At 41.9% G+C, this 24990-nt stretch carries 15 protein-coding genes; 1 reads left to right on the forward strand and 14 read right to left on the reverse strand.

Annotated features, from left to right (window positions below; all coding sequences use genetic code 11):
* Nucleotide 1 precedes the first annotated feature (1 nt).
* The 8 genes from pglZ to CALPO_RS14160 all read right to left on the reverse strand — a co-directional run bounded on the left by pglZ (nucleotide 2) and on the right by CALPO_RS14160 (nucleotide 15526).
* The gene (gene pglZ / locus CALPO_RS0105640) at nucleotides 2-1930 is read right to left on the reverse strand and encodes a BREX-3 system phosphatase PglZ (protein WP_026486458.1); all 1929 of its coding nucleotides are present in this window, start codon (nucleotides 1928-1930) and stop codon (nucleotides 2-4) included.
* A gap of 4 nt (nucleotides 1931-1934) precedes the next feature.
* On the reverse strand, nucleotides 1935-4619 hold the full coding sequence (locus tag CALPO_RS0105645; RefSeq protein WP_026486459.1) for a DEAD/DEAH box helicase: 2685 nt from the start codon (nucleotides 4617-4619) through the stop codon (nucleotides 1935-1937).
* Between the two features lies 1 nt (nucleotide 4620).
* Entirely contained in the window at nucleotides 4621-7194 is a 2574-nt protein-coding gene (locus tag CALPO_RS0105650) for a DNA methyltransferase (RefSeq protein ID WP_026486460.1), read from the reverse strand.
* Nucleotides 7195-7284: 90 nt separating this feature from the next.
* Nucleotides 7285-7494 carry a type II toxin-antitoxin system HicB family antitoxin gene (locus tag CALPO_RS0105655; RefSeq protein ID WP_281172730.1) on the reverse strand — a complete coding sequence of 70 codons (210 nt, stop codon included), beginning with the start codon at nucleotides 7492-7494 and terminating at the stop codon, nucleotides 7285-7287.
* Between the two features lie 118 nt (nucleotides 7495-7612).
* Nucleotides 7613-8968 (reverse strand): RNA-guided endonuclease IscB, encoded by a 1356-nt coding sequence (iscB, locus tag CALPO_RS0105660; protein WP_026486462.1) that lies wholly within the window; start codon nucleotides 8966-8968, stop codon nucleotides 7613-7615.
* Nucleotides 8969-9265: 297 nt separating this feature from the next.
* Nucleotides 9266-12976 (reverse strand): DUF6079 family protein, encoded by a 3711-nt coding sequence (locus tag CALPO_RS0105665; RefSeq protein WP_026486463.1) that lies wholly within the window; start codon nucleotides 12974-12976, stop codon nucleotides 9266-9268.
* The gene (brxF, locus tag CALPO_RS0105670; protein WP_026486464.1) at nucleotides 12973-13458 is read right to left on the reverse strand and encodes a BREX-3 system P-loop-containing protein BrxF; all 486 of its coding nucleotides are present in this window, start codon (nucleotides 13456-13458) and stop codon (nucleotides 12973-12975) included. Before brxF ends, CALPO_RS0105665 begins: the two co-directional genes overlap by 4 nt.
* A 118-nt stretch (nucleotides 13459-13576) precedes the next feature.
* Nucleotides 13577-15526 (reverse strand): trypsin-like peptidase domain-containing protein, encoded by a 1950-nt coding sequence (locus CALPO_RS14160; protein ID WP_026486465.1) that lies wholly within the window; start codon nucleotides 15524-15526, stop codon nucleotides 13577-13579.
* Between the two features lie 168 nt (nucleotides 15527-15694).
* On the opposite strand from CALPO_RS14160, the gene CALPO_RS0105680 reads away from it, so the two are divergent.
* Complete coding sequence (locus tag CALPO_RS0105680) at nucleotides 15695-17275, forward strand: ClC family H(+)/Cl(-) exchange transporter (RefSeq protein WP_026486466.1); 1581 nt, start codon at nucleotides 15695-15697, stop codon at nucleotides 17273-17275.
* A gap of 66 nt (nucleotides 17276-17341) precedes the next feature.
* On the opposite strand, the gene CALPO_RS0105685 is transcribed toward CALPO_RS0105680, so the two are convergent.
* From CALPO_RS0105685 to CALPO_RS0105710, 6 genes are all read right to left on the reverse strand, one after another.
* Nucleotides 17342-18250, reverse strand: a complete 909-nt coding sequence (locus CALPO_RS0105685) for a ribonuclease Z (RefSeq protein ID WP_026486467.1) — start codon at nucleotides 18248-18250, stop codon at nucleotides 17342-17344.
* A gap of 15 nt (nucleotides 18251-18265) precedes the next feature.
* Nucleotides 18266-19537: an adenylosuccinate synthase gene (locus CALPO_RS0105690; RefSeq protein WP_026486468.1), complete on the reverse strand. Its 1272-nt coding sequence runs from the start codon at nucleotides 19535-19537 to the stop codon at nucleotides 18266-18268.
* 1 nt (nucleotide 19538) lies between these two features.
* Nucleotides 19539-20927: an NAD(P)/FAD-dependent oxidoreductase gene (locus CALPO_RS0105695; protein WP_035172369.1), complete on the reverse strand. Its 1389-nt coding sequence runs from the start codon at nucleotides 20925-20927 to the stop codon at nucleotides 19539-19541.
* 262 nt (nucleotides 20928-21189) lie between these two features.
* Nucleotides 21190-22194: a galactose/methyl galactoside ABC transporter permease MglC gene (gene mglC, locus CALPO_RS0105700; RefSeq protein WP_035172199.1), complete on the reverse strand. Its 1005-nt coding sequence runs from the start codon at nucleotides 22192-22194 to the stop codon at nucleotides 21190-21192.
* Nucleotides 22195-22212: 18 nt separating this feature from the next.
* On the reverse strand, nucleotides 22213-23724 hold the full coding sequence (locus tag CALPO_RS0105705) for a sugar ABC transporter ATP-binding protein (RefSeq protein ID WP_026486471.1): 1512 nt from the start codon (nucleotides 23722-23724) through the stop codon (nucleotides 22213-22215).
* Nucleotides 23725-23783: 59 nt separating this feature from the next.
* Nucleotides 23784-24872 carry a galactose ABC transporter substrate-binding protein gene (locus CALPO_RS0105710; RefSeq protein ID WP_051585850.1) on the reverse strand — a complete coding sequence of 363 codons (1089 nt, stop codon included), beginning with the start codon at nucleotides 24870-24872 and terminating at the stop codon, nucleotides 23784-23786.
* Nucleotides 24873-24990: the final 118 nt, after the last annotated feature.

The raw sequence follows: 24990 nt of genomic DNA on the forward strand, positions 1-24990 counted from the left end.
GCTAATCTTCCCTTCTTATATGTATAAACGGCACTATGACTTCCTGTATCGAGGTTCCTCCATGGCTTATCGCCCTTTCCCCTTGAGCAGAATATGTATACCTGTCATCGCATATTAAATAACTATAATCCTCCGGAAGACCAAAACCTGGCCACTTAAAAGACCTATACCCATCTACTGCTTTCCCATAATCATATCCGCTGTCATATACCACCACGCGCTCAGCAGCCTTCTCTACAAAGATCCCTCCCTGAGCTTTCCCCTGCCCTACAGAACTTATATTCCCGTGGTCTGAGGCAATAAATATCTCGTACCCCTTTGACTGCAATTCTTTGAGGAACCTCTCAAAATAGCCTTTTTTAAGCCATAACCTTATATCCTGGTGCATCCCCTCTACAGATAGCTGCTGGCCGTGCATAATTCGGTCTATTATGTTCACCACAAGGCCAACGGCCTTTGCCCTGCGATTATCTATTATATCACTCAACCCTTCTTCGCTAAAGTCAAAAATGTTCCTCATGTAAAACACGCTGTCGGAATTAAGGCCCTGATTGAGCCAGAACCGCTTCCAGTGCACGGCGTCGCTATTTGTGGAAAACAGCGTATCTTTAAAGTATACGGGCACCTCCCCGGAAAAAAGGGCCTGCCGCGATACTGACGTTATTGTGGGTATCCATGCAAAGGACAGCGCTGATTCCATCGTCCAGTCATCCACCTGTTTCAAATAGTCCCTTATCACATACCAGTCGTCCAGAGACATGCCATCCATCACTATAAGCGCAAACTTGTTATAACTCATCTTCCTCATTTTGTAATTGATATGCCATGGTATATGATGCACCATGACAGGAGACCTGACATAGGATAACGAGGTGAGATAGCGATAATTGTCCAAAAGCCATCGGTTAAAACTATTATCCAGCACCTGACCTGTATAAGCAAATTTCTCTTTATCAAGCTTTAAATCCACATCTACCCTATGGTATATCAACAATGCCTCAGCCCACATGGAAGCTATATTAAACCAATCCTTGAAGGATTTTACGGATTTTACTGAATCATTGATCTTATCCAGCAAACCATCATAATCTTTCCTAAGCCTGTCGATTTCATCGTAAACTATCCCAGCACGAACCCAAACAGGCAATCCATCAATGCCGTCCACTTTTACAGGCTCCAGGTACTTTTCCGTAAAGAGATTGTCCATGTACGCCTTTATATCCTGATCGCTAAAATCGATTATGGAATTTCTGGTGTTATTTAGAAGATCCTGAACGTATAATTCCCATTGCTTTTGAAGGAACTTAAAAAAACTCTCTTTGCTTAAAATCACTTCGTTTATCGGATAACCTTCCAAACTATTTTTGTCGCTTAACACGTCGCACAAATAACGCCCAAGTATTTCAGGAAGTTCCATTTGCTTATAATAAAGGCTTATAAACAGCTTTACGAGGGCAGTGAAATTATTTATCAATTCAGGGACAATACCGTAGACGTATCTCAGTACAAAATTCATCGTGTCCCTATCGCCTAATCGTCTACCGTTATAGGTTTTATACGCCTCAAAAATATTTTTATAGATATCACTGCCCAGCTCTTTTAATACATCATAACTTAATTTAGGAAATATATCACTTAAAGATATTGATGCGTTATAGCAGGCCTTCTGTATATCATAGGGCAGAATATGCCTTTTATCGTATCTTATAATCAACTTTTTATCGGGCATACTGCCGCTATCAATGACACTGCGCACATTTCGTTCGTAATAATACCTGAACATGTCCGGGTCCTGGTATTCTATTATCTCGTAACCGCTCTTATTTATTTCACCTGCCACGCTTTCTTCTAGCAGGATTCCGTCTCTATCACAAAGCAGTATTACATCATACACGTTTAACCCTATTTTCTCAATAACATAATCGATCATAGCATCACTCCAGATAAACCATATATACGGGATTTAAAGCAGGCATAAGGATAGATGATTTTTGCATCTTATTTCGCCATGAAGTCTCTTCTTTTTCAATCTCCTTCAGCCGAAATCGCCTGACGGCTTCAAGGCCAATCCTGCCTGCCGCTTCCTTTCTCAATTTGAAGGCGTACTCGTACTTTTTCTTCTCTCTATCCAACTCCTCAAGGTAGCGGGTTTTCATCTTGTCAAATACGTTATAGGCCACATCTTTTGCTCTTTCCCATATCATATGGTACATTTCATCGTCCATTTCCCTGTAGCCGGTAAAATTCAAATTATCTTTTTCATTCACAAACACATCCCACAACAATCTGGAGGAAGGAATCCTGACCACACCATTATCATTTATAAATAGAGGAAAAAATTGCTTATAATCGGGGCGATTCTCGTTAATGCTCACCTCCCACAGCGTCCAGTAGCCCTTCTCATTGGAGCTATTATCTATACGCAATGCGGGAACCTTATCTTTCTTTATATACAGCGGCAAATCCCCCAGCATTCTCTTGATAACTTCATTACTCAAAGAGAAAAAGTCATCATCCTCCAGCAAAAACAGGTTAACCTCGCCGCCATCCGCCAGGGTTTTGTTTATGTACATCTGCTTAATCCAGTTCTGAAGCTGAGTACCTGCCAATTTCTTTACGACGCTCTCATCCAAAACCTTATCATCCTTTATAAGCTCTTTAATGCTGCTAATTTTTTCGGTTTTCTCTTTTATCTTTCTTTCCATCACATCTACCCTGTAGCCTATATCCCTTGGATCTACGATGCTGTTCATATAAAGCTCGGTAAAATCCATCTCCGCCTGAACAGTGTCCAGTATATCTCCCCATTTATCCACGCCAAACTGCTCGGCTATGGTCTTTAACTTTTCCTCTAGGACTTCCCTTACCCTGAATTCCACCGTATCTGAAAGCATGAAATTGTAAACCTGGACATCGCTTTTCTGGCCTATCCTGTCCACCCTGCCTATCCGCTGTTCTATTTTCATGGGGTTCCATGGCAGGTCATAATTTATAACCACATGGCAAAACTGCAAATTCAAACCCTCTCCACCGGCGTCTGTGGAAACCAGTATATCTGCTTTTTCTTTAAATTCTCTCAGCGCCTTATCCCTCTCGTCCATGCTCATTGAACCGTTCAATATGACTACACTGAAGCCCTTTTCCTGCAGATATTCTCTCAGAAATTCCTGCGTGGCCACAAACTCGGTAAATACTATCGCTTTAAAATCCTCTGCCATTTCCGCCTGAAGCCTGTTTATAAGATCTATAAGCACTTCAGCTTTGGCGTCAACATATTGATTCTCAGCCTGCCTGGCTATTATCAGAAGATCCTGGATTTCCTTCACCTCATTTTTCACATCTCGAATGTCTGCACCAATGAGGTCATCCAGGGCCTCCTGGGCATCTTCCTCCCAGAAATCCTCATCGTCCATTTCGGGAGCCCCTGTATCACCGCTCTTCAGTATCTCCAACCTCTTTTCCAGATTGACGCGAATCGCCCTGGTACTGCTGGTCACCAGCCGCTGCATCAACACCATGAGAAAACCTATGTAATACCTTTTTTCTCTTCTCGCCCTGTTGTAACCGTGTGCTACATATTCCGTAACCCTTTCATACAGCTCTCTCTGCAGGCTGTGCCTTACATCCCAGGATATATCCATCGTCCTGGTTATCCTCTTTTTAAACAGCGGATTGCCGTTTTTATCCACTGCTTCCCTTTTTTCCGTCCGTATGATATAAGGTGCTACCTGCTCTTTGACGACCGCATTCTCATCGGGAAAGGCATCTTTATCCAGCAGCCTTATCAGCCTCAAGAAAGAGCCGGTTTTGCCCTGGTGGGGAGTGGCCGTAAGCAAAAGAAGATAGGGAGAAGCCTCTGACAGCAGCTTCCCCAGCCTGTAGCGGGCTACATCGCTGGTAGAGCCGCCCAGCCTGTGGGCTTCGTCTATAATCACCATATCCCACCCCGCTGCCACAAGGTCGGCAATCCTCTCCTTATTGTATTCATCTACCTGCTCCTTACTCCATCCCTGCCTTCTCTTCAAAGGCTTAACCGAGTCCACGGGGCAGATGACCTGGTCAAACCTGCGCCACACATTGCCGTCACCGTACAGCCTTCTAATGGCATCAAAGTCCTGAGGCAAAACCACATTAAAGTCTTCATCGAACTTGTGTTTCATCTCCTGGTGCCACTGGGTTATAAGACCCTTGGGGCAGACTATGAGAATTCGCCTGATAAGCCCTCTCAACTTCAGCTCTTTTATTATCAGACCAGCCTCTATAGTCTTGCCCAGACCCACCTCATCTGCCAGCAGGTACCTTATCCTGTCACCGGACAAAGCCCTGTTAAGGGCATAGATCTGGTGGGGAAGGGGCATGATGTTGTTGCCAACAGGCGAAAGTATGTTTGCTGCCATCTCATTTTTTATTCTGGCAGCGGTAACAATGTATTTAAAGGCGTACAGGTTAAAATCATCGTTATCTCCATATCCTATGTAATCGTCAGCGGTAGAATAAATTTCTTTGTCCACAGGGTCGTAAACATCGTAAGTCCTGTACCCCCAAAGTTCTCTTATCTCGATAATCTTGACGTACCTGCCTCTTTCCCTATCGTATACCACATCACCTGTTTTAAACAAATCAACCACCCGTCTTCGTCACAGCATTGTCGTAGTACATGAGAAGGCTCTGATCCTCCTGCAATACGCTCTCAGGAAGCCTCTCGCCTACTTTAACAATAGTCTCATAGTCCTTATTTCTCCAGCAGTTCTTAAATCCAGCCCTTATGGCCTCCGTCCTGAAAACTTTCAACCTGCCGCTGCTATTTACGTACTCCTCAAATTCTTTAAGCAGCCTTTTCTCCCGCAGCTTCTCCAGATCAGACTGCTTGCTGACATCAGGCACATACCATCGCCCATTTTCATCCTGCAAAAAGTTCTCTTCCAAAAGCTCATACAGCTCCAATGTCTTCTCATGCTTTGACCAGCGCAACACCTGCAGGAATTCAGGCTGTATCTCCGCATATGTCTTTGGGCTGTCCTGCAGTTTGCTCATGAGCCACATTATGGCCGATTTTTCGTCAGAAATCATGTAAGATATTTGACCGCTTAGTTCCATCCTCATCCTTCTGGTATCGTATACACTGACCTGCTCCGGCAGAAAATACATGCCATCCCTTTCAGGAAACCTCTGGCGCAATCCGGCGTAAAAATCCGCTGCTCCCATGGGTATGGTAGCACCTTTTTGAATGTGAAATGCTATCATGCTGTCATACAGAGCATAATTCAACCTCTCAGGTACTACCTCCAGCCTACCACCTGTCTCCACAACCACCGGCAGGTTCTTGAGGTGCTGCCTGACAAAATCCCATACCCCTTCTTCCGTCCCTGCCTCCTTCAAAAACTTTCTTACAAAGGACTCCCTGGGCTTGTACGCCGATATGATGAGGTCCTGTTTAACAGCCGTATGTGTCGTCACCTGCTTAAAGGTCCCTTGCTTTTTATCGAGGCTCTTTACGCTGGCAATTACAAATCCCGCTTTCAGAATGGCCTCCTGGATGGCGTTCCACACGGCGTTTTTAGAATTGTGGAACTCCACCGTCATCCACCTGCCTGGCTTAAGTATGCGGTACATCTCAGCAAAACACCTGGTCATCAATTCCTGATACTCGTGAAGGCCCTTATGCTGTGTCTTATTTATAATCGCCTCTGTCTTATTGTTTGTAAAAACTCTAAGCCATGCCTCCCATATAAAATTGAGCTCGCTGTACATAAGGTTGTCCCCAAAAGGCGGATCTGTAAATATATAGTCGATGGAGTTGGAATGTATATTTTTAAGATCTGACGCTGATTGTGTAAAAAAGTTAGTGCAAGTTATAGTAGCATTAACCACCCATTTCTTAAGAAATAACAATATAAGATTTAATCTATTTTCTACATGATGAAAAACTGAATTTTCTTTTATAAGAGACGGAATATACAATGTTCCTGTTACTTTACCTCCACCACCTCTATTAAATAAATATCTATTCATAATAGAGGTTCTTTCATGTAACGAATTCAATAGCCATATGAATTTAAATCTAATATAATTAAAATATATCCTGCTTCCTTTTTCATACAATGCGCTCAAAACCCACAAATTCCTCTTTGTATAAAAATGGTGCACATGGGTTATGCCATCTTTATCATTTCTTCTGGATTCATCGCCTTCCGGCATCCTATCCGTAGGATACCAGTAGGGTATATCCATTTCCTCAATTTTATTTATAAGGTCCAGATCGAATTTATCGGGCTTTTTCTCGTACCTCTTTTTACCTACAGAGTAATTTATCAACACAGGCACCTGTTTTACCTGTTTTATGGTCTGGTTTATAGCCTTATCATACACAGTCCTCCAGGCTTTTTCCAGGTTTCTCTTGCTCACTTTAGCGCCACAGTGAGGGCAGTTGAACTCATCCATGACGCTCCCTGTATCTTTATCCACCGCAGCGTCCCAGAAGACAATCTCCTCGGTGCAGTAAGGGCACACAAACACATCGGACCAGACGGTATAATTAATCCTCCCTTTTATCACATTGCCTGTAATATCGTATTGAGGCTGGCCGTCTACGGTGTGAATGGTCTCGTACATCCACCCGCACTCCTCTTCTACCTCTTTAAGTATCCTACTGGCCTCTTTTTCAAATGCCTCCACATCCACAGGGGTATTGTAGTTGTAGGCTATAAACGTGGCAGCAGGTGAGAGATCACCCAGTATGGCCCTTCGGGCTCCCCACTCTATCTTCTTGCCCTCTTTTCTGGCCTCGTTCTCTACCTTTAGCTTGAACTCGGGATCGGGATTTCCGCACATCTGGGCAGCCACACCTGTCATACCTGTACCGCAGAAACCGTCAAATACTATATCACCAGGCTTGGTGTAGTGGAGTATATACCTCATGATTGCCTTATGGGGCACCTTGGTGTGATAGGAATGGGCGTTGTATATGGGATCATTCTTGCCTTCCGAGACATCGGCAGCATATGGCTCGCAGTTATAGTCATCATTTTCTTCATCATAAGGCGTGCCGTATTTTTCAATAAAGTCCTTGATGTATGGGTTAGGGCAGGCTGTGTAGTAAGGGGGATCTGACAGCTCGATTATAGCCTCATCATCCCCCACAGGAAATCCATCTATATTTCTTACAGTGTCGAGAATTTCTTTTGTTAGTTTCATTGTAACCTCCTTTTCATAAATGTTTTTTAAATTCTTCCAATGATATCCCTGCTTGCTCGAGAATGCTTTTTAACGTTCCTTTTAATCCCATTATATCGCTACCTCCAAAGTGGTTATAAATAAGGGCTTTTCTTCTATCTCAGGTTTTTCATTTTCATAATACAGCTCTAAAGCCTCACGCAAATTATCCAGGGCTTCTTCTATGGTTTTGCCCTGAGATGCTACGCTGTTTTCGATACACTTTGCCACATACCAGTTTTCTTCTTTTTGGATTGCCACCGTAAATTTGACTTTCAACATCATCACCCTTTCAATTCATTAACAAATTATAATTATACTACAGAGCACAAAACATTCTCATCATCAAAAAGCATCGCGCGGAAGCCCCTGGCTTTAGCCATGGGGAGGAGCGTATGCTTTAATAAGCTACTTTCTCTTTTTCATACTGCCATCCATCCACGTACTGCAATAACCTTACGTACCTATATGAAATTCCCTGACATATACGATTCCCTTTGCTGTCTTTGATATCAAAATACCCGCTGGCGCGTACTGCCACTCTACCTCTCCATGTGCCTTTATATTTCCCTGAAAGAACTTCAGCTTCCACTATATCGCCCGTTTGAAATCCGAAGTGTCTCTTTTTCCTCTGCCTGTGACTTATCGGAAATCCGTACTTATCTGTATTGCACATTTTACGGTTGCCTCTGCCCACTGCCGTCCATATCTCTGTATACTTCGTCTTTATCTTGATTGTTTTTGGCGTGCTGGCACCCACGCAGCAAGCATCAAAATAGTGGGCCTTGGGAAATCCGTGCTCTATCCTCTGCTTCTTCGTCCTTGCACCCGTACCGCATTCTACCGGCAATCCTGTACGCTTCAGTCTCTCGTACAGTGTCCATCTCGTTGCATTCATCATTGCTGCATCCTTCAGCGGTTTCTTCAGGTTCGCAAGCACCTTCAGCAGGTTCTCCGCTCGCACCCGATCAATTTTTCGTTTCGATTTTTGCAGTTCCTCAAGCCATTCTTCGGGTTGCTTATTCCCTTTGTCTTTGTTGCACCTTTCGCACGAAATCGTGAGATTGGAAACTCTGTTCGTGCCTTTCGGTCCGTGTTTTGGGTTTCTGGGTACCACATGCTCTATCTGCAAGGGCACGTTCTCGGTACCGCAGTATGCACATTTCCTGCCGTATTTCTCTAACAGGTACTCTCTTATTTCGTATCCGTACAGTTCGCCCTGCTGGTACTCAATTCCGCTGATTTCAGGGTTCTGCATGAGCTGGGTATCGAATTTGACATGCTCCGTGCTTATCGATGTGATGGGCAGCCATTTCATCAGTTTCTCTGCTGCCCTTACCGTCTCTTCCACTCTCGCTTCCAATGACGGCGGCAGCCAGCCTTCTTCCCTCCTGCGGTTATCGAATCTCGGCTTTCTGTAACGCGTCTTGTGGTTCCTCCTTCCACGTCTTAATACCCTTCTGCTGTCAAGTCTGTCTTTTATCCCCTGCTTGTGATGAATTTCTCCCATTATTATTGCTGCTGATTTTTCAGCACTCTCTTCTCTCAACAAGGAAAAACCTGTTGTTTTGCTTCCCGGATCGAATTTCAACCTTAACGGTTGGAAGTTACTCTCTTCTGCCGTTCTATCTTTCAGGCGGATAACAAAGGGCATTAATCTATGCACCACCGCTCTGCCACTTTGCAGCAGTTTTCTTGCGCGTTTCTCCGTGCACGGCATGAGCGGTTTTTTCTTTTTATCCAGGACGAAAACCATTCTTCCTCCTCTCCTTTCGGAGCCCCTTACGGGGCTGGTGACGCCGCAGATTGCCGATCTGCAGTCTTCCCTCGCCAATGTTGGAAGGGGTTTAGCTCACAGCGCACCGCTCGCTGCACCCCTGCTCGCTTTTAACGCTGTGCCACAGGGCAGAAGACTGGGAATGCATCTTAAGGTGTGCGCCCTTCCAACGTAGTGCCTTCATCGTTCCGGCTGAACTCCAGCACTCAGGCTGGTCATAGGTCTGGCTGAGCTGCAGGGGCTTGTCTCACAAGCCCCTGGCTTTAGCCATGGGGTCTATGACCTTATTATTATCCTCACCTTACTCACATCTTTGCCAAATACCAGGCTGTCGATATACCTTTCAAATTTCTTCTTGATCTCATCCACAGTACACGGCCCATCGCCGGCGATATACGTCTTTATATCAGAAACAGATACTTCCACCTTTTCTAGACCCTTCATGAGGTCATTTACGGCCGAAATAAACACATTGTCTATCCTATCAGGCAATTTGCGGGTAGACAAAAACTGTTGAATGGACTTTCGCTGATCTATACTCAAATATTTTATATTCTCTGCCAGCTGCAGCATGGGGTCCTCGATGTTATTCAGAAGCGTTTTAGTCCAACTCTCGTAAACCTCTTCGATCTTATCTTCTACATAGTCAAGTACACCATATACAGGCTGTTCGCTATCTGAAAAATTATAACCGCAGTGAGGACACATAGAATTGTCCTCCATATCTGATCGTTTCAAGCTGTAACACGTCTTCAATGCAGCCAGCCTATCTTGTACTTCTTTAAGTTCAAAAACGGGCAGTATGTTGTTTTCGTCCTCTATAGTCGCAAGTTTATTTAGGTTATTCAGTATGTCACTGCGCATTATCTTTTTCTTGCGCCCATCTTCGTTTATGTCCAACCTGTATTTTCTGTGCATATCCATATACATTTTTACATATTCCTCTTTGAGATTTCTTAACTCTGCTACAACCTGTTTTAACGCGCTATCATCCCCTTTTGTATTATTCAGCAGCTCTTCTACCTTTGCTTTAGATTCATTCATTTTATTAACCATCTCAGTTGCCCAATCTTTGTCTTTTAACAACAATTCAGCAGAAGAAAGATAACTGGTATAAGGCCCTACTTTCTCTTTGATACTTTTTAACCTTTCTACTTCTTTCATAACTTTTATTCCAGCATTTTGCCTTGATATATCCTCTTCCCTGTATCTAAAATTCTTTAATTTACCAGCTGTATTGTAAACCCTTAAGGAATCCAGAAAGTTACCTAAATTATTTAGCACCTCTTTGTACTCTTTCTTTTTGTCTGCATCAATCACAGGTTTCCCCCATATAACTGCATCGCTAACAGCAAATTGCTTTACTACGTTTAAATCTTCTATTATCTCATCTATCCTAATAAGCATATTTCTAATAGCTTCGTCCCTGGAGTTGGGATTGGTTATCTGGCCTGGCGGCAACCCGAGAAATTCAAAAAGCTTTTTGAGTTCCTTTACAGGCATATCTTTGGGCCTCTCGATGTGCTTAAACTTCACCAGATCGGCAGGATTCATGTTCGCCAACTGTACCAACATAGTAGCGTCGTATTTTGTATTGCTGCCTTCCAATGTCAGTGTAATATCACCGGTATAGACCAGCGAACAGAGGACCAACACTACCCATTCAGGCTCCAGCTTGAATTTTTTGTCTAAGGAATCCCCATACACATCCTCCATTATATCGTCATAAGTCAATACCTTCCCTGGTGGCAATTTATCCAACAAATCCAGATAATACTGAGCATACATAGAATCAGATGGTGATATAATGTCCCCATCCAGTAATTCCAGAGATGCCAGTATTTTGGCGCCGTGTTCAGTTTTTTTCCCTGCCAGATAATTAATTGCCGCTTTAAACATATCCTCTAAATTGGTTTCTGTAATAGATACGGCAAAGGAAGGATAATCAGGATATTTATCACTAAAATACGACGATAAACACACTGATGCGGTCATATCCACATAATCCTTAAGGGTCTTATCTCCTGTCATTCTGCTTTTTATCCATTGAAATATGCTTCTGCTTTCCCCTCTATATCTGACCATGAAGCAATCATTCATATTGTCCCTTATCCATTTCAACGCATTTTTCATATACTCATTGGCTTTAGTCAAGTATATTTGTTTTTCTTCGCTTGACGCTCCTGTATGCAATGACATAGCTGCAGCGTATTTCTTTATATTATCATCGATTATTTCATCCCTGTTGACAAATTCAAAGAAAACCTCGTCACGCTGTGCTTCATATTCATCTATATTAAAATATTTATCCCCATAGGGTTTAAGGAAATATATATAGAAATCCCTGGGAGGCTGGGCAGTAGTCCTCTCATTAGGTGAACCCATAAAAAGATAGCCATATCTTGCAACCTTTTTCTCTTCCCACATAAGTTCATACTGCCATATCCTATGGTCTCTAACGTATTGAGGAGAATTCCAGTCCAGTGCCTTTATAAGGATATCGTAATAGCCATTGTTAAAGGCATCATCATCCAGCATCTCGGCTTTGCTCTGTATTTTGACATTATAATCTATGCCCACTTTTTCCATATCCAGATAATACTGCTGATTTTGTGAGTTATACGTTATGAATTGACCGTTGGATGTCTTGATTATTTCCTTCATTATAGTTTGTATAGTGGACACAAGAAAATCCTCTTCCAGCTCAGGGGATGGTATGTAAATACAAAGATCATCTTTCATATTTTCTACGGTTATACCTATGGGCTCATGAATATCTCCTGTAGTAAGCCTGTGAACGCTTAACGCGTATATGATCCTCAAGGCAGCGGGTTTATAAATGGGTTTTGTAAAGGAATGCTGGATTATATCTTCCAATACTCCGCTCTTATCTGCCACTGTTTTTATATTGGGCTCTGTCCTCATCGCCCTGTCTTCTTTGATAAATTTCCAGTAAGCATCATAGGATATTAGGCCAGGTTGATCTTCAGGCACATCTTTATCCAGCATCTCTCTCATCAACTGAGTTACTACCTTCAAAACCTCCCGTTTTTCCACCATATATATTTTCTCAAAGACCTCAATAAAAGCCGGATGTATAGGATAAAGGTCTACGTATTCCTCTAATCTTGAAATCATATTTTTATAAAGGGAGCTGAATTTTTCTAAATGATGCCTTATCCACGCCTTTTGCCTGTCATCCTTTTTCAATAGACGCTGGGACACTACATAAGATATATCCTCCCGCCTTATTATAATCTGCTCATACCTGTCCTTTACTTTGAGTATGGTTTGGGCTACATGCTGGAAGTTGGGGTTATCAAAAAGCGATTCCTGAACACCAGACATAAACCTTATGCGGGAAGATTTGCACACCTCTCCCATTTCCCTCAAAAACGTGAGGTCCTGATAAAGCTCCAGCTCCTTCCTCGACTTCAGATAGTCTAAAAGCTCATCGACTACAATAAGGTAGCCTTTATCAGGGTATTTCTCCTGAAAGACCTCCATCATCTCCATCAATGATTCTTTGTTGTTGGTTATCTGATCCATTGGTGGAAAGTGATATTCTATTCCAATTCTAGATAAATTCTTCTCAATCTCCTTCAGCAGCATATCCCTTAGAGGCATGGTGGTAGAACCTATGTCAAACCTTAAAATCTTAAATCTGCCAGCGATTTTCTCTGCAGTTTTCCTGAACGCTAAGTTATCTACGTATTCCAGCAGATCTTTGTTCTCGGCAATAGCTGATATAACCGACATGAGATGGGACTTACCTGTTCCGTAGTTGCCCACTATAAAGATACCTTTATTGTCGATGGTCTCATCAAACTGCAGTTGTGGGATACACACGTTTATCAAGCTGTCAGCCATACTGTCTGACATCACATAGGTTTTTACAAGCCTTACAGCCTCTTCTTCCTTATCGGCATCTTTTAATTTTACCACCGTTTCAATAGGATCGTATTGAACTAAATCACCGTATTTCATCCCGTCTTCCCTCCTAATTTTATAACCATGCATTCAATCTCATTCTGACTATATTTCCTGAACTCAAGATGACCCGGTCGGGCATAAGTAAGATATCCATCATCCAGATCGCCGCCCCACGCCACAATCATCCCTCTGTACTTGCTCATGTTCTTAAATAACCGCAAAGGCTCCAGCTTCAGATGAGGTCCAAACAATATCACTATATTATCAATTGCGAGAATTTCTGTCCTCTTCCCCGCTAAAATTTCATCAATAAAATCTTCTACATAATAGCAGCGCTCGTCAACAGGTATATTTATCAATTTCTCTGATAGCTCTAAATTAAGGTTTATATAGTCAAAAGCGTATTTTAAAGATATGCTCTTAATAAAATCGGTCTTGCCTGAGCCCATAGGGCCCACTACCAGTATCAATTTATAATATCGATATTTTAACTTTTTTAATGCCTCATCTATATCTTCTTTTCTGATTAACTCCATAATGTTTCCCTTTCTCACACAACGTAACATTATAATTCTACATAAACCTGCAAAAATCCTCCATTAAAATTAAAGCCGTCAATCAACGGCTTTTAATATTCTTTCAGTCCTTGTTTTTCTAATTCGCATATGGTCTCCATTTAACATAAAAACCATTAATATTGCCAAACATTAGTATCCATTCTTCTATATCCCACATATTTGTATCTGGATTATATTTAATCTTATAGTAACTCTCAGGATTAGAAGGATAAAAACTATAGCTGAAATAAGCATACAACCCTCCTACTATTTCTTTCCCGGGATACCTCTTTTGAGCGTCATTGTATATCTTCTGGATATAATTTTCAACATACTTTTCATTGGCCCTATATTCCTCTAAACTTATATTCGGCTTAGATAATAAACTTTCCAGATATTTGAGGTAATTATCATCGCCTATTATAGAAATCAAAATATAAATCGTCCCACTGTCTTCAGTCACATAATAGTCATTAAAAGGCACAAATTGGCCATTTAGGATATATCCTGGATAGTTTTTCTCCAGATATGCTGCGTACTCCTCATACGTCATCTGCGTCAAATTGTTTACTTCTGCCAGTGTTTTAATTGAGTTGCCACCAAGCATAGGCTTTATCTCATTAATAGGGATAGCAAAAGCTAGGTTTCCTGTATCATAACCACTGTATATAACGCCGATTACCAATCCCTGCATATCAAACAGAGGGCTGCCTGAGCTCCCATGAGCCACAGGGGCGGTAGTCTGAAAATCTTTGAAACCCTTCCTCGTCGTCTCTCTTATGGCGCTTATATTTCCCTTTGATACAGTATTATCCAGACCTTCCGGTCTTCCAATGACCACGACGTCATCGCCCACTTCCACCTTATCCGAATCGCCCAGTGCAAGTACAGGTAAATCTCTGGCATTTTTCAGCTTTAACACCGCTATATCCTGATTTTCACTATAACTGATTATACCTTCTACCTCATATTGCCTCCCATCACCTAATACTGCCTTTGCAGAGCAAGCATCTTTAATAACGTGGTAATTAGTTACTATTTTTCCGTCCTGGGACACAATAAATCCACTACCCTGTGCCAGCGGTTTTTCATCGACACTAAATGTCATTATTGTTACAACTCCATTACTCTTTTTGGCAATATCCTTAACACTTAATTGACTACTGCTAGCTTTTACCGTCAATGTCAAAATGACCTTCCTGTCATAGCCTGCAACATCACCATAATACAAACTGCTACCAGGTTTACTTGTATCAACTTTAGAGGGATTCCAGGACACACTCACCGATTGTACAGTGCCATCACTCATAGTAGCTTCCAGAGTCAACGGTAAACTATAACTTTCCCCCTGGTTTACCGTTATACTTATATCCGGAATATACTTAATTGTCTTCTGGACATTATCAGCGGCTTTTAAAATGCCCTTTTTAATTAACAGTCTATACATCAAAACAATAGCCTGCTCCCTTGTGGTATAAGCTTTTGGACTTATTTTATCATAAGACGTGCCTTTCATTATTCCTTCTTTATAAACATACGCAACGGCTGCCCTGGCCCAATCAGATATCTCATTTTTATCGGAAAAATTCAAGCTTTCCGATGCGCTGTAATCGTCCTGAGGGTAAACCAGCTTTAAAAACCTGACCAGCATTACAGCCATCTGCTCTCTTGTAATTGGATCATAAGAGCCAAATACATCCTCTTTATAACCCTTGATGACGCCTATTTGATAAGCCTTTTGAATGTAATCTCTATATAATGCATCGCATCCATCTTTAAACTTATAAGTATAATTTACCGGTAGCTGTATCGGTCCTTCCATCCTCTCATAGGCTTTTACCAGAAGCATAGCAAATTCCTGTCTAGTCACATTTCTCTGATAGTCACTTAAAAATGCTGGCTCTGCCAGATTATCTTTTTGAAAAGCATCCACAGCCTCGACGGCCCAGTCATTTGGGTTACTTCCGGCAAAAGAACGTAGCGGGAACATCGTCACAGATAAAGTAATAATTAAAAACATTGATATTATTTTGCAATATCTACCCATAATAACACACCCCCATATACAATAATAGCATAGGAGGTAGCCATAATATGTCCTTGTACTAGAAAAAGAATTACACCGATAACAAAAAGTTTCAGCCCTTTATGTGAAAATATGTAATATGTTATATTATAATAATGACAAAACAAATATTTATTGGGGGGTATATTGTTGAAAGAAGGCAAAAGTAGCACATATAGGGCAATAAAGAACTGGGAAGAATTCCGCAAGCGCATAATAGTCGAAGGGATTTTTACGGGTGCTTTAGTTGGACTTATTGTCTCTTTGTTCAGATTCCTTATTGGTAAGCTGAATATTTTACTCATCAACACATATGCAATGCTTCATGTACACACATATTTAATTTTCATGTGGGTCGTTATTTTGTTAGTCATTGGTTTTATAATCGGATTCATATTAAAAAAAGAACCCATGATTGGCGGAAGTGGCATACCCCAGGTGAAAGGTATGATAATTGGACATTTAAAAGCAAATTGGATGAGCGTTATTGTGTCAAAGTTTATCGGTACAATACTTGCAATCGGTGCAGGTCTTTCGCTGGGGAGAGAAGGCCCTTGTGTACAGCTTGGCGCATCTGTAGGCCAGGGTATAAGTAGGCTCTTAGGACGCTTGAGAGTGGAAGAGAAATATTTGCTCACATCCGGCGCCAGCGCAGGTCTTGCAGCGGCTTTTAATGCTCCATTGGCAGGTACCATATTTGCATTAGAAGAACTGCATAAAAATTTTTCCCCACTGGTCCTTGTTTCTGCGATGGTCGCATCATTAACATCTACTTTTGTGGCCGACTCTTTTTTAGGCCTAAAAACTGTTTTTAATCTAAAGAATCTCTATGTTGTGCCTTTAAAAAATTACTTATACCTCATCATACTCGGTGTAATTGTTGGTTTATGTGGAATTTTATTTAATAAAACCCTATTAAAGACACAGGATTTATACAGGAGGATAAACATAAAGGATCATCTAAAACCCATTATACCTCTTTTAATGTCAATCCCTATCGGTCTCTATATACCCCATGCGCTGGGCGGCGGTGAAGAAATTGTTGATAAGTTAACAAGCAGCAACTGGGGCTTTAAATTTGTTCTCTTATTGCTTATTGTAAAATTCCTGTTTACAATGGCAAGCTATGGTTCCGGAGCACCCGGGGGCATCTTTATGCCACTTCTCATTATCGGAGCATTAATCGGTGATATATACGGCTCTGTGATTATCAGGATTACACATATGAACCCCGTATATCTCAATAATTTTGTTATACTGGCGATGTCAGGTTATTTTGCTGCCATTGTAAGAGCACCTATCACAGGAAGTCTTCTTGTTACTGAGATGACAGGGTCTTTCAGCCATTTATTGTCATTAAGTACGGTTTCAATAACAGCATATCTTTCATCAAGCTTATTTGGAAACGCGCCAATATATGAGTCACTTCTTGACAGGATTTTAAGGAAGAACGCCAAGGAATCGTGTAATGATAAGTTTGATAAAGAAAGCAAAACCATATTCGAGGTACCTGTTTGCGTAGGATCAATTCTAGATGGGAAGAAGATTAAAGATTTAGAACTGCCTGATAACTTTTTAATTGTAGGTATAAAAAGAGGGACAACAGAAGTGATCCCAAAAGGTGATACTAAGATATTACCAGGTGATTATATAGTTGTCCTTGCAGATAAAAGTGATGCATTGAAAATCAAGGAAAAATTAAGTATTCCATGGAAAAAAGACATATATTGATTATGATATAAAACAGATCGCTTAGAAATTAAAGCCGTCAGTCGACGGCTTTAATTTGTTTGGGTTTTATTTATCTCGAAACCTAAGGCTCCTCGTCATTAAATCTTTTCCAAGGCGGGTATTAGGGAACACAGATGTGGCATTTTTTATATACCTCTCCGGTTGCAACATGGAAGGACTGTAATGTGTAAGCCAGAGTTCACCCACACCGGCCTCTTTTGCCACATTGGCTGTTTCAAAAAACGTAGAATGACATTTCTCTCTGGCCTTTTCCGCATCTGCGTTGTCGCCATACATCCCCTCGCCTATAAAAATGTCACTGCCTTTGACCAGCTCAACCAGATCCTTTGTCGGCCTGGTATCCGTGCTGTAGCTTATTTTCAAACCCTTTCTCTTTTCTCCCAACACCATATCAGGAGTGTATACACAGCCTTGATAGGTGACCACCTGACCGTGCTGAAGCAGGTTCCAGAATCGCACAGGTATGTTTAGCTTTTTTGCCTTTTCCACATCAAAAAGCGGTAGCCTTCTGGCCTCAAAGCTATAAGCATAACATGGAGCCGTGTGTAAAACCGACGCGGCTTTCACCACTATATCGCCTATTTTTATCTCCTCACCGCTTTTTAATTCCAAAAACTCTATTTCAAAAGGCGTCTTCTTAAACAAAACATCTACTATGCTCTTTAAAACCAAGATGCCTACAGGGCCCATAAGGGTCAACTTTTCTGTCCTCTCCGCATTTAGCATCTGATAAAGTATACCAGGTAATCCTGTTATGTGGTCTCCGTGATAATGGGTGAATAAAATCGCACTTATACCTTTGAACCCCCAGCCCAGCTGTTGAATGGGCACCTGCGTACCCTCACCGCAGTCCACAAGCAATGTGGTGCCATTGTATCTCAATATCAGTGAAGAGAGGTACCTATGAGGAATAGGCACCATGCCTCCTGTGCCCAGCAAACATATGTCAAACATATCTTTCACCAATGCCTACCTGATAATCGTCTGCTCTCTCGCCGGACCTACAGACAATATACTTACCCTGGCACCGCACAGTTCCTCTATCCTCTCGATATACCTTATGGCATTGACAGGTAACTCATCATATGTCCTCGCTTTTTCTATGCTCTTATCCCATCCGGGTAACTCCTCATAAACCGGCTCGCATTCAGACAAAAATTCAAGACTTGCGGGGAAGTTCTCTATGATCTCACTTCCTCTGCGGTACGCCGTGCATATCTTTACTGTCTCAAGGCCAGCCAATGTATCCAACTTTGTGATGGCCAGATCCGTTATGCCATTTACCCTTACAGAAAAGCTGACGATCACCGCGTCAAACCAACCGCATCTCCTTGGTCTGCCAGTGGTGGTTCCGTATTCGCGGCCTTTCTCTCTTATGCTCTGCCCTATTTCATCAAATAGCTCTGTAGGAAACGGACCTTTTCCTACTCTGGTGGTATAAGACTTTGCCACACCTACTACTTTGTGGATCATGGTAGGACCTATCCCCGCCCCGACGCATACACCACCTGCTATAGGATGAGAAGAGGTGACATAGGGATATGTCCCAATGTCAATGTCCAACAAAGTACCTTGCGCACCTTCAAACAACACGTTTTTGTCCGCTTTTAATGCCTGGTAAACAATAACAGTGGTATCCGCTACATAACAAGAGAGCTGCCTGCCGTACCCCAGGTATCTATCAATCATCTCATCGGCATCAAAGGGCTCTTTGCCATATATTTTAGTCAATATCTCATTTTTTTTCTGTAAATTGGCCTTAAGCTTATCTCTAAAAACATCCTCGTTCATAAGGTCGCATACCCTTATACCTATTCTCTCGGATTTGTCCATATAAGCAGGTCCTATTCCCTTTCTCGTGGTACCTATGTCGTTAGCACCTTTCTTGTCTTCCTCAAGCCCATCAAGGAGCTTGTGATACGGGAAAACCAGGTGTGCTCTGTCGCTTATCCTCAAGTTGCTCACATCAACGCCTTGCGACACCAGCATTTCTATTTCCTGCAAAAGCTCTTCAGGGTCCAGCACCACGCCATGGCCTATAAGGCACTGCTTATCAGGATACAATATGCCAGACGGTACCAGGTGAAGCTTATACTGCTTACCGTCAACCTCCACGGTATGCCCTGCATTAGAACCTCCTTGATACCTCATTACGATGTCCGATCTCTCTGCGAGGTAATCGGTTATTTTGCCTTTGCCCTCATCTCCCCACTGTGTACCTACTATTACCACTGACGACATATCAATCTCTCCCCATCAATCTATTTAAAATCTCTCTTGCCACAACAACACCTGAGACAGAGGCCTGAGCCAATCCCCTGGTTATGCCAGCCCCATCTCCTGCAGCAAAGAGATTTTTTATTTTTGTCTCAAATTTGTCCGTAAGCTCCACCCTGGATGAATAAAACTTTACTTCCACTCCGTACAACAGCGTATGCTTTGAATAAACACCCGGAGCGATCTTATCCATCGCCTGAAGCATCTCTATGATAGAAGTCAAATGCCTGTATGGTAAAACCAGGCTTAAATCCCCCGGCGTGGCATCAGCCAGCGTAGGTTCTACAAGGCCTCGTTTTATCCTCTCGTATGTGGACCTTCGCCCATCCAGCAGATCACCTAGCCTCTGAACGATAACTCCTTCGCCAAGCATATTCGCCAATGTAGCTATATACTTGCCGTAAGCAATGGGTTCTTTAAAAGGCTCTGTAAACTCTTTGCTCACCAACAGGGCAAAATTGGTATTCTGGGTTTTTATGTCCTTGTAGCTATGTCCATTAACAGTCTTGATGCCATTATTGTTTTCTTCCACTACCTGACCGTAAGGATTCATGCAGAAGGTCCTAACTCTGTCGTCAAAAGACTTAGAAAAATATATGAGCTTGGATTCGTAGACGGCATCAGTTATATCCTCCATAACCACAGCGGGCACCTCAACCCTTACTCCAATATCTACGGCGTTGTTTTTTGTCTTAAGTTTTAACTTTGCCGTCTGCTCGTTAAACCATTCGGCACCTTCCCGGCCAGGTACTACAACCACATAATCGGCATAATATTCTTCTCCATTCTCTGTTCTGACACCATATACTGTATTTTCATCCACCAATATATCTTTAACAGGTGTTTCTGTCTTTATAGTAACCTTCTCACTTAACTGATATTGCATCTTTCTGAGTATATCATAACATTTATCCGTACCCAGGTGCTTTACCCTGGCTGGAATCAATTTGAGATCAGCTGCAGCAGCCTTTCTCTCTATCTCCCGGACTTTTTCTTCATCGGTTCCGTGGACCTCTGTAGTCGCACCAAATTCTACGTAAACCTGATCCACGTATTTTATAAGCTCCTCCAGCTTTTGCTTGGAAATATATTCGTCTAGAACACCGCCAAATGCCGACGTCAGTGTAAGCTTTCCATCGCTGAAAGCTCCTGCTCCACCCCAACCGCAGGTTATAGAACAGGGTTTGCAGTTAATGCACTTAACCCCCTTATTGTTTACAGGGCAGTTCCTTTTTTCGATCGCCTTGCCTTTTTCCAGCATCAAAATATTAAGGTCGCTGTTTTTTGTAAGTTCTAGCGCGGTAAAAATACCCGCCGGACCAGCCCCCACTATGATTACATCGTACTTCAAGATTCTCACTCCTTTTTACTGAACCTTCCATAGGTCATATTGGTTCAGTCGTCCCATGTGAGGACTCAAAATCCCTTGTTTATGATACCAGAAGTTTATAGGGATTTCAAGTGTAAATTGTTCGTGTTCTGGACATGCTATTAGGTATATAATTTAAAAATGAATTGTATATTGCGAACTTTATTGCGATAAAAACAGGCTTTCATTTTTCACGTCAACCCAGAAAAATGAAAGCCTGTTTTTTAAAAGCTATTCAAAATGTGTATTACCTCTTAGCAAGATACTTTCTAATATCAAAAGCTATAGCTGCAATAATGATAATGCCTTTTACAACCTGCTGCCAGTATGCAGACAAACCCAATATAACAAGTCCATTATTGAGCACCTCAAAGATAAGAACGCCTGTAATTATACCGGATACCTTTCCAATACCACCCGAGGTCGATACCCCTCCTATTGTAGCAGCAGCTATTGCATCAAGTTCGTACATTAGACCATAGTTGTTGGTCGCTCCTCCAGTTCTTGCCGCAAGCAATGCTCCAGCCAAGCCATAAAGAGCGCCCCCAAGTCCATAAACTGTTATTAATGTGCGGTTTACGTCAACCCCGGAAACCTCGGCAGCATTAGGGTTGCCACCTATAGCGTATATATACTTACCTAATCGCGTCTTATTTAAGATAAACCATATCAGAATCGACACTATTAAAGCAATCATAACTATATTAGGGATAAAAAATACAGAACCTGAAGCGAGATTCATAAAGTCATCCCTAAGGCCACCTATAGGTTGGGCATTTGTGTATATACTCGCTACCCCGTAGGCTATTACCATCATTCCAAGCGTCGCAATAAAAGGAGGTATTTTCAAGTAGGCAGTAATCATGCCATTGATTACGCCTATAATCAACCCTATAAGTATAACTAAAAGAATGGGCACAAAAACCGGCATGTAAGGCAGACTTTTAAACATCTTATAAGCGTAATCTGGCCTTTGAAGAAGGCTGGCGGCAATACAAGCAGTAAGCCCTACGACACGCCCCGCAGAAAGGTCGACTCCGCGGGTGATCAGAATACCGCCTTCACCCAGAGCGATAATAACGCGCACAGATGCTATTATAAGTACATTTCTAAGATTTGCAATAGAGAGGAAACTTTTATCCAAAAAGCCTATCCCTAGAATCAACCCTATTAGCACAAGGTAAATTGCGTTTTTATTTATAAACTCTCGAAGGTCAAAACGGCTTTCTCTTTTAAATACAGCGTCTATCATTTTATCAAACCTCCTGGCTTACATAAATTGCGTAGCATATTTCATGATAAGTTCTTGATTGGCTTCTCTTCCATCCACTATACCGCTAACCCTTCCTGCACACATAACCATTATCCTGTCTGACATGCCTAAAAGTTCGGGCATTTCTGAAGAAATCATTATTATGCTCTTACCTTGTTTAGCCAGGTCAGCGATAATCTTGTATATCTCGTATTTGGCGCCTACGTCAATTCCTCGGGTAGGCTCATCGAGGATCAAAATGTCAGGATCGGTCAATAACCATCGAGCAAAAATTACTTTTTGTTGATTTCCTCCAGATAAAAATTGAATAAGCGTTTTTAACGACGGAGTCTTTACCTGAAGCATATCTATATGTTTTTTTACATCGCTCTTACCCCGCTTCCCATCAACGACAAAGTTGAATTTTGTATAATTATCGATACCAGAAATCAACGCATTATCCTCTACCGACAAAACCGGGAATATACCTGTTGACCTGCGATCTTCAGTTAGCAAAGCAATGCCGTGGCGTTTAGCCTCTATAGGGCTGTGGATTTTTACTTCTTTCCCCGATATAAACAATCTTCCTTTAGATATACTGCGTAATCCAAAAATGGCTTCCACCAATTCCGTGCGCTGTGCTCCCACAAGGCCACCTATTCCAAGTATTTCTCCACGCCTTAGTTCAAATGAAACATTTTTAAATGATTTAGGATCCGTCGACGTAAAGTCCTCTACCCTCATTATCACATCGCCGGGAGTATTCTCCCGAGGCGGAAAGCGGTCGGTTAAATCTCGACCTACCATCTTTGAGATGAGCATGTCTATAGAAACCTGATTTGTCGGCCAGGTCCCAATATACTTTCCATCCCTCATTACAGTTACTTCATCCGATATTTCAAGTATTTCCTCTATTTTGTGAGAGATATATATAATAGCAATTCCCTGTCTTCGGAGGCTTTTTATAATCTTAAATAGGTGTTCCACTTCATTTTCTGTCAACGATGACGTAGGCTCGTCCATGACTATAACCTTGGCTTTACATGAAATTGCTTTAGCAATTTCCACCATCTGTATCTGCGATACCGAAAGTCTGGCCACCAGTGTATCCGGTTTAATATCTATCTGAAGTTCTTGCATTAAAGATTTTGTGTCATTGTACATCTTTTTATGGTCCACCACTTTGATGCCCATGACATCTTTAACCGGAAATCTACCAAGCCATATATTCTCCATAACAGTTCTGTATGGAACAGGGTTGAGTTCCTGATGGATCATAGAAATACCATGATCCAATGCTTCTCTAGGATTTTTAAATTGCACTTTATTTCCTTCTAAAATTATTTCTCCGGAATCAGGTACATATATACCAAAAAGGCATTTCATCAATGTGGATTTACCTGCCCCATTTTCACCCATAAGGGCGTGAACCGTTCCCGGCCTTATCTTTAACGTAACGTTGTCAAGGGCTTTTACACCAGGAAAGTTCTTGCAAATATTGCGCATCTCCAAAACGTATTCTTGTGCCATAGCTCACACCTCTCAACCAGATTCAGGGAGCCATAAAACTCCCTGAATCATATCCTCTTTTATTTGCTGAATTCGCTTAGATTGTCCTTTGTAACAGGTCTATATGGAATCCACACGTATTTCCCGTCTGTTAGATTTTTCACAGACTTGGTAACATCTTCACCTTTCGCCAGACTATACGCCAGATCAAAAATAGCTTGAGCCTGGCCTTTTGCATCGTTTAACACGGTGCCAAGCAATTGTCCTGCTTTTATAGCATCAAGCGCAGGCGCAGTAGCATCTACCCCGATAACAGGCATGTATTTACCACCTTGAAAATAGCCTGCTGCTTTCAGGGCTTCAATAGCTCCCAATGCCATATCGTCGTTATTGGCAAGTACAGCTTCAATTCTGTCTCCAAATGCCGATAACCACGCTGCCATTTTTTCCTGCCCCTGTGCCCTTTGCCAGTTTGCGGTATCACTAGCCAGCTTCACTGCCTTTATACCTGCCTCCTCAAGGGCTTGTATAGAATACTGGGTACGCAAAATAGCATCTTGATGTCCCGGCTCTCCTTCTAACATCACGTACTCTAATTTCCCATCCTTATTCTTATCAGCCTCAGGGTGTTTCTTCCAATAATCAGCGAGGATTTGCCCTTGTAGTTTACCAGACTCTTCAGCCTTAGCTCCTACATAATACAATTTATCCCATTTATTCATGTCTTCTTTTAGCGGCTCTCTATTGAAAAAGACCACAGGTATACCTGCTTGTTTGGCCTTTTGAATAATTACAGAAGCTGAGGTACGATCCACCATATTTACAGCGAGTACATTGTAACCCTGGGTTATAAATGTATCAATCTGATCATTTTGGGTCGCTTGTTGCCCTTGACCATCTGCAGCGTTTATAACGATCTTTTCACCCGTAGCTTTACTTTTTTCCTGTGCCGCTTTTTCAAGGGCATCACGCACATTAGAAATAAAGGTGTCATCAAACTTGTAAAGCGCAACACCAATCTTTATCTCTTTGCCACCGGACGCCTTAGTCGCACCATCAGACCCACTTTCCTTGCTGCTTTGCTTTGCACTACAACCAGCCAATATAGTTGCTACCAACATTGCAGCAACAAGCAGAGAAATAAGTTTCGCTATTTTCTTCCTTGTCATTAATTTAACCCTCCCTTTAAATCTCATGATTTACGTTTTCGATGATAATGTTATCATTTGATCATGTAGAAATTAATATAAAATCCTACGTTTTTTTATAGAAATCCTACTATATTTT

The sequence above is a fragment of the Caldanaerobius polysaccharolyticus DSM 13641 genome (genome assembly GCF_000427425.1).
GTDB lineage: Bacteria > Bacillota > Thermoanaerobacteria > Thermoanaerobacterales > Caldanaerobiaceae > Caldanaerobius > Caldanaerobius polysaccharolyticus.